This is a genomic window from Pseudomonas sp. NFX183 (assembly GCF_047943075.1).
Taxonomy (GTDB): domain Bacteria; phylum Pseudomonadota; class Gammaproteobacteria; order Pseudomonadales; family Pseudomonadaceae; genus Aquipseudomonas.
In genome coordinates this window covers 3,688,440-3,701,516 of record NZ_CP181333.1, presented here as the reverse complement: position 1 = coordinate 3,701,516, position 13,077 = coordinate 3,688,440, and the positions used below count along the sequence as shown (strand labels likewise).

General features: G+C 62.7%; 7 protein-coding genes. 1 reads left to right on the top strand and 6 read right to left on the bottom strand.

Translation table 11 applies throughout. From position 1 onward, the window contains the following. Nucleotides 1-11 precede the first annotated feature (11 nt). From ACM530_RS17230 to ACM530_RS17205, 6 genes are all read right to left on the bottom strand, one after another. Nucleotides 12-302 carry a hypothetical protein gene (locus tag ACM530_RS17230; RefSeq protein ID WP_003214319.1) on the bottom strand — a complete coding sequence of 97 codons (291 nt, stop codon included), beginning with the start codon at nucleotides 300-302 and terminating at the stop codon, nucleotides 12-14. Between the two features lie 37 nt (nucleotides 303-339). Beyond that, nucleotides 340-1,686, bottom strand: a complete 1,347-nt coding sequence (gene astB, locus ACM530_RS17225; RefSeq protein WP_369301483.1) for an N-succinylarginine dihydrolase — start codon at nucleotides 1,684-1,686, stop codon at nucleotides 340-342. A gap of 191 nt (nucleotides 1,687-1,877) precedes the next feature. Continuing rightward, nucleotides 1,878-3,347, bottom strand: a complete 1,470-nt coding sequence (astD, locus tag ACM530_RS17220; RefSeq protein ID WP_416365100.1) for a succinylglutamate-semialdehyde dehydrogenase — start codon at nucleotides 3,345-3,347, stop codon at nucleotides 1,878-1,880. Next, entirely contained in the window at nucleotides 3,344-4,369 is a 1,026-nt protein-coding gene (gene astA / locus ACM530_RS17215) for an arginine N-succinyltransferase (RefSeq protein WP_003193612.1), read from the bottom strand. Before astA ends, astD begins: the two co-directional genes overlap by 4 nt. A 51-nt stretch (nucleotides 4,370-4,420) precedes the next feature. Next, nucleotides 4,421-5,440, bottom strand: coding sequence for an arginine/ornithine succinyltransferase subunit alpha (gene aruF, locus ACM530_RS17210; RefSeq protein WP_106576116.1), 1,020 nt, complete (start codon nucleotides 5,438-5,440; stop codon nucleotides 4,421-4,423). Between the two features lie 201 nt (nucleotides 5,441-5,641). Further along, nucleotides 5,642-6,862 carry an aspartate aminotransferase family protein gene (locus ACM530_RS17205; RefSeq protein WP_145159375.1) on the bottom strand — a complete coding sequence of 407 codons (1,221 nt, stop codon included), beginning with the start codon at nucleotides 6,860-6,862 and terminating at the stop codon, nucleotides 5,642-5,644. Nucleotides 6,863-7,148: 286 nt separating this feature from the next. Here ACM530_RS17205 and ACM530_RS17200 point away from each other — a divergent pair, with 286 nt between their 5' ends. After that, nucleotides 7,149-13,073: a dermonecrotic toxin domain-containing protein gene (locus ACM530_RS17200; protein WP_416362741.1), complete on the top strand. Its 5,925-nt coding sequence runs from the start codon at nucleotides 7,149-7,151 to the stop codon at nucleotides 13,071-13,073. Nucleotides 13,074-13,077: the final 4 nt, after the last annotated feature.

Sequence of the window (13,077 nt, the reverse complement as noted above, 5' to 3'; positions counted from 1 at the left end):
AAGCAGCTTCCTTAGTGGTTGCAGCCAGGGCCGTGAACGTGATCGTCGTCATCACCCTCAACGTCGGCCGGTTCCATTTCCAGTTGCAGGCTCATCAGGTTGGTGGCCAATGGGCGCATCAGCAGGTTGGCGTACTCAGCGTCGCCTTCTTCCACGTCCACACCAATCAGCAGTTGGCCACGGCCGTCGTGCTGGATCCAGATTTCCTTGCCCTGCCAGACCACGGCGACGCGGGTGCAGGAGGTTTCCAGCTGGGTGCCGTCGGTGTCTTCAAGAATCAGTTTCAGGGTGTCGGTGGTCATAAAGAGTTCTCAGCCATAGGGTGTAAAAAAAGTGGCGCTAGTTGATCTGGAAAGGATAAACCGAGCCCAGTTTAAGGATTTGCGTCAGTTCATCCAGTGCCGTCCGGCACTCAAGCAGCAATTGCGGATCAGCCAGGTCGGTTTCACGCAGGCTGTCGCGGTAGTGCTTGTCGACCCACTGGGTCAGGGTGTCGTACAACGGCGCCGTCATGATAACCCCTGGGTTCACCGCCGCCAGCTCAGTTTCATTCAACGCCACACGCAAGCGCAGGCACGCCGGGCCACCGCCGTTCTGCATGCTTTGCTTGAGATCAAACACCTTCACTTCACGGATCAGCCCGCCGGAGGCCGTCAGGCCTTGCAGGTATTGCCAGACGCGTTCGTTGGCGCGGCATTCTTCCGGCACGATCAGCAGCATCGAACCGTCGGCGCGGGTCAGCAACTGGCTGTTAAACAAGTAGGACCGTACGGCGTCCTCGACGCTGACCAGGGCGCGCGGCACGCACACTGACTGGAAGTTGCCGCCCAGTTTGCCCAACTTGCCTTGCAGCTCGGCGAGCATCTGCTCGGTATTGAGGAACGCGTCCTCGTGATAGAACAGCACCTCGCCGTTGCCCACCGCGATCACGTCGTTGTGGAACACGCCGGCATCGATCACAGACGGGTTCTGCTGAGCGTAGACCACGCCGTCATCCTTCAGGCCGTGCAGGCGCGCGACGGCCTGGGAGGCTTCGAGGGTCTGGCGCGCCGGGTATTTCTGCGGCGCGGGGTAACGGGTGTCGAACGCGCTGCGGCCAAACACGAAGAACTCGACGCCGGCCTCGCCATAGTCACGGCAGAAACGCGTGTGGTTGGCCGCGCCTTCGTCGCCGAACTGCGCCACCGCCGGCAACGCGGCGTGATGGGCAAAGTGTTTTTGGTCAGCGAACATCGCGCCCAGCACGCGGCTGGTGGTCGGGTGTTCGATGCTGCGATGGTATTTGCAGTTGAGGTTGGCGGCCGTGAAATGCACGCGGCCGTCCGCCGTGTCGGCGCTCGGGCTGACAGTGGCGGCGTTGGCCACCCACATGCTGGAGGCCGAACAACTGGCAACCAGCAGCGGCATGGCGTGCTTGGCCGCCTGCTGAATCACCTGAGCGTCGGTGCCGCTGAAACCAAGGTTGCGCAACGCGGCCACGTCAGGACGTTCCTGCGGCGCCAGCACGCCTTGCACAAAGCCCATGTCCATCAGGGCTTTCATTTTCTGCAGCCCCTGCAACGCCGCTTCCTTCGGGTTCGAAGACTGCTGGCTGTTGCTCTGGGACGCGACGTTGCCGTAGGACAAACCGCCGTAGTTATGGGTCGGCCCCACGAGACCGTCAAAATTGACTTCACAGGATTTCATCGGCGAGGCTCCACGAACATCTGTTTTTATAGGCATCAATAGCAGTCTTCACACCACCGCTACTCTCTATCTGTAAACCCGATCAACTGTGGGAGCTGGCTTGCCTGCGATGGCAGCGGCGCGGTTTGACTAAAGGACCGAGTTGCCCGCATCGCAGGCAAACCAGCTCCCCCACAAGCCCGCTCCCACCTTTAGATCAGCGTTATACCTGGCGTCAGCGTGGCTGGAACCGTCAGGCTCGGCGTTTCCAGCGACGCCACCGGGTACGCGCAATAATCCGCCGCGTAATAGGCGCTGGCGCGATGGTTGCCCGACGCCCCTACCCCACCGAACGGCGCGGTGCTGGCAGCGCCGGTCAACTGCTTGTTCCAGTTGACGATGCCGGCGCGGCTTTCCAGCCAGAACTGTTGGTAGCGTGACTCGGAGTCCGACAACAAGCCCGCGGCCAAACCGTACTGGGTGTTGTTGGCCTCAGTGATCGCCGCGGCAAAATCAGCGTAGCGGATCACCTGCAGCAGCGGGCCGAACAGCTCTTCATCGTCGCGCTCGTTCACGCCGGTCACGTCGATAATGCCAGGCGTCAGCAACGCGGCCTGGTCCTGCGGCTGAGTCATTTCCAACAGCGCCACGGCGCCATTGGCCAGCATCAACGCCTGGGCGTCCATCAAGGCTTTGGCCGCGCCGAGGGAAATCACCGAGCCCATGAACGGCGCTGGCTGCTGATCAAACGCACCCACTTCAATCGTCGCGCTGACCGCCACCAGGCGCGCCAGCAACGCATCGCCCCAGGCGCCTTCGGGCACCAGCAAGCGACGCGCACAGGTGCAACGCTGACCGGCCGAGATAAACGCCGACTGGATAATGGTGTACACCGCCGCATCCACGTCGGCCACTTCGTCGACCACCAGCGGGTTGTTGCCGCCCATTTCCAGCGCGAGGATCTTGTCCGGGCGCCCGGAAAACTGCTCGTGCAGGTGATTGCCGGTGCGGCTGGAACCGGTGAAGAACAACCCGTCGATACCGGGGTTGGCCGCCAACGCGATACCGGTTTCCCGCGCGCCTTGCAGCAGGTTCAACACGCCCGCCGGCAAGCCGGCGTCGATCCAGCATTGCACGGTCAGCTCGGCGACTTTCGGGGTCAGCTCGCTCGGCTTGAACAGCACGGTATTGCCCGCCAGCAACGCCGGGACGATGTGCCCGTTCGGCAAGTGGCCAGGGAAGTTGTAAGGGCCGAACACCGCCACCACGCCGTGCGGCTTGTGGCGCAACACGGCCGTGGCGTCGCCCAATGGGCCGCTCTTCTCGCCGGTACGTTCACGGTAACTTTGCACCGAGATGGCAATCTTGTTGGCCATGCTGGTGACTTCGGTGGCCGATTCCCACAGCGGTTTGCCGGTTTCTTCGCCGATGCAACGGGCGATTTCGTCGGCGCGGCTTTTCAGCGTGGCGGCAAAGGTTTCCAGCACGCTGATGCGTTCTTCCAGCGGGCGCCGGGCCCAGCCTGGAAACGCCTGGCGCGCGGCCTGCACGGCGGATTCAACCTGTTCGACGCTGGCGCCATTGCCGGCCCACAGCACCTGCTGCGTCACCGGGTTGCGCGACTCGAACAGTTCACCCTGGCCCGCCAACCAGCTACCTGCGATATACAGCGAATTCATTATTTCGACTCCCGAGCAGCAGACAACGCAACAGCGCGCACTTGATCACCCACCACCAGCTGCAGGCGTTTGGCGGTCTGTGGATCGACCACCAGCGTGCCTGCCGCCAGACGGGCCGGAGCGGCCGTGATGCGGCACTCCTCGCGCTTGCGGTTATGAATCAGGAACGGCGTGGCGTCGTCCCCTGGGGTGCCGATGGCCAACACCAGTGACTGGCTGTCGCGCACCGCACGGATTTTGCTGGTTTCACACTCCACCGCCGGGCCGGCGTCGAAGATATCGACATAGCCCTGGTAGCTGAAGCCTTCGCTCTTGAGCATGCTCAGCGCCGGTTCGGTGTCCGGGTGAACCTTGCCGATGACATTGCGCGCGTCTTCGGAGAGGAAGCAGCTGTACAGCGGAAACTTGGGCATCAGCTCGGCGATAAACGCCTTGTTGCCCACGCCGGTCAGGTAATCGGCCTGGCTGAATTCCATCTTGAAAAAGTGCCGGCCCAGGCTTTCCCAGAACGGCGAGCGCCCAGCGTCGTTGGACACGCCGCGCATCTCGGCAATGATCTTGTTGCCAAACAGCTGCGGGAATTCAGCGATAAACAGCATGCGCGCCTTGGCCAGCATGCGGCCGTTGAGGCCGTTGCGGTAATCAGCGTGCAGGAACAACGAGCACAATTCGGAATTGCCGGTGAGGTCGTTGGCCAAAAACAGCGTCGGAATCTCACGGTAGATGTTCAGCTCCTGGGAGGCGCTGACGGTCAGGCCGACCCGGAAGTTGTACCACGGCTCACGCAGGCCGACGGCGCCGGCAATGGCGGAAATACCCACCACGCGGCCTTCGTCGTTTTCCAGCACAAACAGGTAGTCGGCATCACCACGCCCGGCTTCACCGCGAAAGGTTTTTTCCGCCCAGCCAACCCGATGGGTCAGGCGCTCTTCGTTGGCCGGCAAGGTGGTAAGGCCGGTGCCGGTGCTGCGCGCCAGATCAATCAGGGCCGGTAAATCGCTGCTGCGTACGGGACGAACGATCATGCTATCTCCTCAGACGGGCCGCCTGCTCCAGGCCACCCGCAAAACTCTGCTTTAAACAGCGACCAGGCGCACGCTGGCACCTTCGCCGACACCCAGGGCTTCGGCCGCGGCCAGGTCCAGGGTCACCGGTTTGCCGGGCGCGTAGTCCAGCTCCAGCATCACCGCGCGGTAATCCTGCAACTGCGCGTTGCTCACCAGGTACTGGCGGCCGGCCCCCTTGACCATTTCGCCGATCTTCACCGGCACCACGCGGCTCTGGGCAATCGAGCGAATGCCCGAGACCCGTGCGTGCAACGTCGGGCCGCCGTCGAAGATGTCGATGTAATGATCGGTCTCGAAGCCTTCCCGCATCAGGATGTCGAAGGTGATCTGCGCACGCGGGTGCACCTGACCCATGGCTTCCTGAGCTTCGTCGGGCAGCAGCGGCACGTAGATCGGGTAATGCGGCATCAGCTCGGCGAGGAAGGTGCGGCTTTTGAGCCCGCACAGGCGCTCGGCGGCGGCGTAGTTGAGGTCGAAGAAGTTGCGGCCAATGGCGTCCCAGAACGGCGAATCGCCGTTCTCGTCGCTGTAGCCGACAATCTCGGTCACCACCGAGTCGGCAAAGCGCTCGGGATGGCTGGCGACGAACAACAGGCGGCCACGGGAATTGAGTTCCGACCACGGCGAACCGACCAACGCAGGCTTCACGTAGAAACTGGTGAGCAGGCTGTTGCCGGTCAGGTCGTGGCACTGGGAAAGCACGTGGATCTTGTTGTGGATCTTCAGCTCGCGGGACGCGTGCACGAAGGTTTCGTTACGGAAGCTGTAGAACGGCTCCGAGTAACCGGCCGACGCGACGATGGCCGAACAGCCGGCCAGCTCGCCGGTCTCGGTGTCTTCAAGCACGAAAAAATAGCTTTCTTCGCCATTGAAACTGACCTCGGCCGCGAAGGACGCTTCGCTGGCGGCGATCTTGTCGCTCAGGCGTTCCACATCATCCGGCAAGGAGGTGACACCAATCGGGCTGTCCGCAGCCAGACGCTGTACCTCGCCCAGATCAGCCATTTGCGCGGGGCGCATCACCAGCATGGTGTCACTCCTTAACTCGAAAAACTCATAGAGGAAAAAATGCCGGACACGGGATCTGAGTTCACCCAGATCCAATGTGGGAGGGGGCTTGCCCCCGATAGCAGTCTGTCAGTTGATAAATCCAGTGACTGATCCACCGCTATCGGGGGCAAGCCCCCTCCCACATTTTTGAACCAGTCCAGCCAGCAAAATGTGTCGCTATCAGGCTTGCGTCAGCGTCTTCACGGCGCGTTCAAAACGGTCCAGACCTTCCTGGATGTCCGCATCTTCCACCACCAGGCTCGGGGCAAAACGCACCACGTCGGGGCCGGCTTGCAGGATCATCAGGTTTTCTTTTTCGGCCGCGTTGAACACGTCCTTGGCCTTGCCCTTGAACGCGTCGCTGAGCACGCAACCAATCAGCAGGCCCATGCCGCGCACTTCGGTGAAGATGCCGTATTTCTCGCCGATCTGTTGCAGGCGCGCCTTGAACAGCTCGTGTTTGGCATTCACGCCAGCCAGCACTTGCGGGGTGTTGATCACGTCGATGACCGCTTCCGCCACCGCGCACGCCAGCGGGTTGCCGCCGTACGTGGTGCCGTGGGTGCCGACCACCAGGTGCTTGGCCAGGTCTTCACGGGTGAGCATGGCTGCAATCGGGAAACCGCCGCCCAGGCTCTTGGCGCTGGTGAGGATGTCCGGCGTCACGCCGTAATGCTGGTAGGCGAACAGGTGGCCGCTGCGGCCCATGCCGGTTTGCACTTCGTCGAACACCAGCAGCGCGTTGTTCGCATCGCACAGCTCGCGGGCGCCTTGCAGGTACGCCAGCTCAGCCGGCAATACGCCGCCTTCGCCCTGGACCGGTTCGAGCACCACGGCGCAGGTCTTGTCCGACACGGCGGCTTTCAGCGCTTCCAGGTCGTTGTAAGGCACGTGGGTGATGCCGGTGATTTTAGGCCCGAAGCCGTCGGAGTACTTCGACTGGCCACCGACGTTGACGGTGAACAGGGTACGGCCGTGGAAGCTGTTCAGCGCGGCGATGATCTCGTACTTCTCGGTACCGAAACGGTCGAACGCCACACGGCGGGCCAGCTTGAACGCGGCCTCGTTGGCTTCGGCGCCGGAGTTGCAGAAGAACACGCGCTCGGCAAAGGTGGCGTCGATCAGCTTATGCGCCAGGCGCAGGGCCGGCTCATTGGTGAAGACGTTGGAAACGTGCCACAGCTTGTTGGCTTGTTCGGTCAGTGCACCGACCAGTGCCGGGTGGGCGTGGCCCAATACGTTAACCGCGATGCCGCCGGCAAAGTCGATCAGCTCGCGACCGGCCTGGTCCCAGACGCGCGAACCCGCGCCACGCACAGGGATAAATGCGGCAGGTGCGTAGTTGGGAACCATGACCTGGTCGAAATCGGCACGTTGCACCGGGGCTTGCTCAACGGACATCGGAGTCTCCTGAAGAGGAACGCCTGCCTGGAACTGGCGGGCGATGCAGGGATTGTAAGGACAGTTTTCAGTGCGGCCTTGCCGCCAAGCGACAACTTCTTATAGCGCCAACCCGCGTTTTCAGCGGGTTTACGCCAATGCGACAAATAGCATCGCAATGGCGCAGTTTAAACCGTGGGCTCGCCCAACGGCACCGATTTACGGCTCGCGCTTAATTATCTAACACGGATCGGCGACGGCGAACTGTTCTGCTGAGGGCATCATTTTATCCTCAGGAAGCTTTGCAATGAGCCAGCAACCCAGCGTGCCCGCCTTCGACCGGCTGATTCCGGCGCGCGACGTTCATCATGAAACGCTCAAAAACGCGATCCCCGACTGGCTGGGCAACGCGTCGGCCGCGCGTCGCAACGCCCTTAAAACCAGCGCCCCGGCGTGGTACGCCCAGCCCTCAGCCGAGCAGGACGCGGTGCTCAAAGGCCTGATCCGTGAGGCCTGGATCAGCCAGAACCGGCTCGACAAGGCCATGGACGCACTCAAGTCACCCGCCGACTTCGCCGCGCCCGTGCTGCAACAGGCGCTCAAGCAGCGTTTCGGTGTGGAGTGCGATGTGCGCAGCACCTACCTGCGCCTATCTGTACCGGCGACCATCCCCTGGTTCCCGGTGCGCTCCGGCGCAGCGCGGATCAGGACCGTGTCGCTGCTGGACGCCGCCCTGCATAACTTTGAAGCTGGCGAAACCACTGTCGACGCCTACGAGCCACCGTCCGGTTTTATCACCCGACCCACCGCCACCGGGCATTTCGAAACCCTGCCCGACATAGACACCCGTATCAGCGTGCCGGCCTTTACACGCCTGTGTCGCGAACTGGACCTTGGCGGCCAATACAGCGCCTACTTCGAGCACTTCCTGGACCTCAACAACCCCGTCGCCGCTGCCTACCTGCAACACCGCTTCGACGCCAGCCAGATTGCCAACCTGAGACTCGCCCTGCACGTGGCGCGCCTGCAGGGCGACCTGTCGCAAGCCAGCTCGCAGCGCCTGCAACAATTGTTGAGCAACCCGGCGGACTGCAACGCACTGCGCTGTCACGCCCTGAGCATCCTGTCCAGCCCGCTGACAGGCATTGTGCTGTTTACCTCCGCGAACCTTGAGCGGGCCAATCACGTGGTGCCCGTCATTGCCTATATTCCGCACGACCCGCAACACCCGCTCAAGGAGTACCCCTCCAGCGTGCAGTTCATGCAGGCCCTGACCGCCGACCTGCGCCAGCCTGCGTACCAGCAATTCTTCAGCCGTTTCGTGAACCACGACGAGCGCGGGCATTTTTTCGCCGACCTCGGCCAGCGCCTGTCACGCGTCACCTGGCATGCGCACACCCGCGGCGACCCGCGCCCTGCCTGGCGGGAAACGCCGATGGACAAGCCTGAGCTGCAGTTTGCCGTCACACCGATCAGCGGCTCGGTGCTCGAACACCTTTACCAGACCACAGTGAGCAAGCTGTTCAATGACGCACGCGCTCAAGCCGTGTCCACCGCCAGCGCCGACCAGAAAACCCGCTGGGAGCGCTGGAGCCTGTTCGAAAAAATCGGCTCGGCCCTGCTGCAGATTGCCGCGCTGGTCGCCGCGCCGTTTGTACCGCCGGTGGGTTTACTGATGCTGGGTTACACCGCGTATCAGCTGCTGGATGACACGTTCGAGGGCATCGTCGACTGGGCCGAAGGCCTCAAGACCCAGGCGTTCGGGCACCTGATGTCTGTGCTGGAGCAGATGGTCCAACTGGGCATGTTCGCCCTCGGCCCGCCGCTTGCCGAAGGGTTGTTGCGCCAGCACTTGCCCGCGGAACTCTGGCAGTTTTTCGACCGCCTCAAACCCGTCACCTTGCCCGATGGCCAGCACCGGCTATGGCAACCGGACCTTGCGCCTTACGCCCATGCGGTGACGCTGCCCGAAGGCTCGCGCGCCAACCCGCTCGGCCTGCACGCGCATGGCGAGCAAGACATCCTGCCCCTGTCCGGCGCGCATTACGCGCTGGGGCTCGACCCCAGCACCCAGACGCATTACTTCAAGCATCCCACCCGCACCAATGCCTACCGCCCAACGGCATACAGCAATGGCCAAGGCGCCTGGGTGAGTGAGCTGGACCGGCCGCTGAGTTGGGACAGCGCCCAGTTGATGCGCCGTCTGGGCCATCAGGCGCAAAGCTTCAGCGACCTGCAACTGGCACAGATTCGCCACGTCAGCGGTGTCGAAGACGCGGCGCTGCGCAAACTCTACATGACCCGCGAACCCCTGCCACCGCTGCTGGCCGACACCTTTGAGCGCTTCAAAATCGACCAGGACCTGCAAACCTTCATCGACCAAATGAACAGTGATGACCCCCGTGTCCAGGCGTTGGCCGATGCCCAGACCCAACTGCTGCTCTTGACCAACTACGGGCTGTGGCCCACCACCAGAACCCTGCGCCTGATCGACAGCCGGGGACGCACGCACTGGGAAATCCCGGGCGCGCCAGACGCCAGCGTCACCCAGATTCATGAGCACCAACTGAACAATGGCGACCTGCTCCAGACCCTTATCGAAGCGCTGGACGAACCGCAGAGAAGGACGTTGCTTGGGGAAGCGTTCGGCGATCCCACAATCTCGCTACAAGCACGTACGCGTGTTCTCAGGAAAAAACTTGCCCACCTGGCACGGGAAAAACGCTGGGCGCTGTTCGAGTCGGCGTATCGCGCCCTGCAGCGTACCGACGATGCGCAGCTGAGCGCGCTTGTCGACGCGTCGCCGGGCTTGCCGGTGAGCGCCGCTGAAGCCCTGCGCGCCATCGCCCGCCCTGAGGAGCTGCGCGCCCTCGATCAAGGCCGGGTACCACGGCGCCTGATCGAGTTGGCGCACGAGGCCCAGCGAGAAATACGCGCCTGCCGTGCCTACGAAGGGCTGTCCCTGGACAGCATCGACAACCAGGACACTGACCGCCTGGCCCTGCACTCCCTGCCCGATGTGCCGAACTGGCCGGCGGGGCTGCGCATTAGCGTCAGAAACGACACCGCTGATGGCCCGTTGCGCGATGTGATCGGTGATGAACGCGCCAGCGTTCAGCGCACGCTGGTTTACACCGCCAACGGCGACTATGTGCCCACCGACAGCAGCGGCCCGCTGTTTGGCGAAACCGACTTCTACACCGCCCTGCTCCAGGCGCTGCCCGACCAGGCGCGCGCCGCGCTGGGCATTCATATCGGCCAGGGCCCGGCCCTGCGCCAGGCGCTTGCTCGTCATGCCCTGCACCACTGGCACCTGCGCGAGTTGCTCGCGGACGCCCCCGTCGGCAAACCCGCCTACGACCCAAACACCATGCGCCTGCGCGGTGGTATGCCGGGCTATCGGCCGACGACCATGCCCGGCGCGCAGCACGCGCTGACCGCGCATGAACACGCCCGACAACTGTTCCCGGCGTTGCCACGCACACATATCGACAACATTGTGCGCAGCCTGGAACAAGCGCCCGGCGGGGTCACGACGGCGCTGAGCACGCTGCGCAACGAATACCAGCAACTTGAGCGCGACTTGCAGGCCTGGATCACTGCCACGCCGCGCCTGAGCGCTGACGCCGAGGTGCGCATCAGTCGTCAGGAACTCGCCTATGCCAGGCGCAACCGCACGGCCTGGGCCGATGAACTGCGCCGGGCCTGGCGCCTGGAAACCCCGCTCGATGCGTACTACGAGCCGCCCGCCCCCAATGGCTATCAACTGCACTTGAACTGGCCGATTGCCGGCAATCCTCCCGTGCTGCCCGGGCGTTTCGGTCATATCTCCAGCCTGTCGCTGGAGGGCGAGCAAGGGCCACTGGAGATCGACACGTTCCTGTCGATGTTTCCGTTCCTGCGCCGCCTGACCGTGCGCAACTTCAACCTCGACAGACTGCCCGATGGCGTCCCCGCGATACCCAGCCTCAATGAACTGGTCCTCAGCGATTGCAACATCACCTTGACTGCCCAGACCCGCACCGCGCTTGAAAACATGACCCGGCTCAAAACCCTCGACCTCTTCAACAACCCGCTGGGGCTCATACCCAGTGTCGAGAACATGCCTGGCCTGCACTTTCTCGATCTGAGCAACACAGGTATCACGCAATTGCCTGCCGGGATTTTGCAGCGCCCCCAGCTGGAGACCGCGCTGTTTCGGGACAACCGCATTGCTGAATTGCCCGACGCACTTTTCGAGCTTCCCGTGACAACCAGTCATTCGTTCGACTTTTCCGGCAACCCGCTGTCTGGCCAGACCCTTGAGCAGGTCAAAACCTACTTCCAGCGCACCGGCAGTTATTGGGAGGCCAATGCGGCCCCGGTGGACATTGCCAGCGCGAAGATGCTTTACCCAACCTTGAGCAGTGACGAAATCAACCGCCTGATTTTCGGCCTGCCGGGCAACCTGGAAATGGGCAAGATCGAACTGGCGCGGCGGGACCTTGACTACAAGCAGCTGAACCACGAGCTGGACGCCTGGGTGAACAGCCCCGGTCTCGGCGAAACCGCCCCCTACCAGCGCGAGGCGTTCAAACAGGCGCTGCTCGCCGGATGGCGTCGGCAACTGAAGCAGGACGACCACAGCAACGACATTTATCCCACCTACGCGCTGGACATCTCTGCCCCCATAAGCGGCAAATTGCCGACACTCAGCAGCCGGTTCACCCACGTGTCGACCCTCAGGCTCCGTGGCGATGCTCAGCCGTTGGACGTGGGAAACTGGCTGGCGAGTTTTTCGGACGTGCAGCACCTGATCATTGAAGACTATGCGCTGGAGGATATTCCCGAGCCGGTTTTCCAACTGCCACAGCTCACGACCCTCAGCCTCGAACGCTGCAACCTGCGACTGTCAGCGAAAACCGTCCAGGCCCTGGAGGCAAAGAGCAACCTGGAACGGCTGAACCTGAGCGATAACCCTCTGGGGCAACTCCCGGACTTTACTTCGATGACCTCACTGGACAGCCTGGGACTGCGCAACACCGGCCTCACAGAGATTCCGCCGAGCCTGCTCACGCCCCGCGAACGCAACCTCGTAGACCTGAGCCACAACCTGATCACGCAGATCCCCGAACCGCTGCTGCAAAGGCCGGCCCCAGTTACCAGCGCGTTTGATTTATCTGCCAACCCGCTGTCACGAGCGACCCTGGAACGGCTCAAGCGCTATTGCCAAACCCGCGGCGAGCACCTCCAGGTCGATGCGCCCGGCGCCTATAAAGCGCGCATCGCAGCCTTGTATCCGACGTTCACCACTGCGGAGGTGAATGTGTTTATCTTCAGCCTGCCCGGCGACCTGGATGCGATTGACGGCGCCATCCGTCGTCTGGAAAGCGAATACGAGCGCCTCAGTGCAGACCTCAACCTCTGGGCACTGACCGTACCCGAACGGCATCCCATCCTTGATGTGGCACTGGACGAACAGACAGCAGCCGAGGAGCAAATCCAGCGCCTTGCCATCAAGACAACGCTGGAGGAAGGCTGGCGCCGCGAGAGCGAAATCGACGATTTCAATGGCGGGTATGGCGTGACCCATAAGCTGACGTGCCATACGTCGATCTTTGGCGAGCTGCCCACCTTGAGCGCACGGTTCGAACATGTTTCGCATCTGGAGCTCATCGGCGAAGGCACCACCACCAACGTTGAAGGCCTGGTGCGTGCATTCCCTAACCTGAGCACGCTGGCGCTGGATCAATACGCCCTGAGCGATATCCCCGACCTGATCTTCAACCTGCCAAGGCTGACCAGCCTGACATTGACGCAAAGTCGCCTTCGCCTCAGCCCGCGGGCCCGCGCCAAGTTGCGCGACTTGCGTAACCTCGAGTACCTGGACTTGAGTGACAACCCGCTGGGCGGGGCGCCTGAGCTGGACAATATGCCCAGGCTGGAATGCCTCTACCTGCAAAACTGCGGGCTCAGCGAGGTACCGTTCGGGCTGTTTGACCGCCCTTATTTGCGCACCGTGGACCTGAGCGACAACCTGATCACCCAGGTCCCGGACGACATTCTAAGCATGCGCCAGCCGTGGGATGACGAGTCCGACCTCAGCGGCAACCCGCTGTCGGAGGGCAGCCTGGACCACCTTCGGCAGTATTTTCGCCAGACGGGCAATGATCTGCAGGTGGATGCAGCCGGCCTGAACGCCCAGGGCGCGCCCCTGACGCCACCGTCTACACCCGAACCGATGGAGGAATAACAGC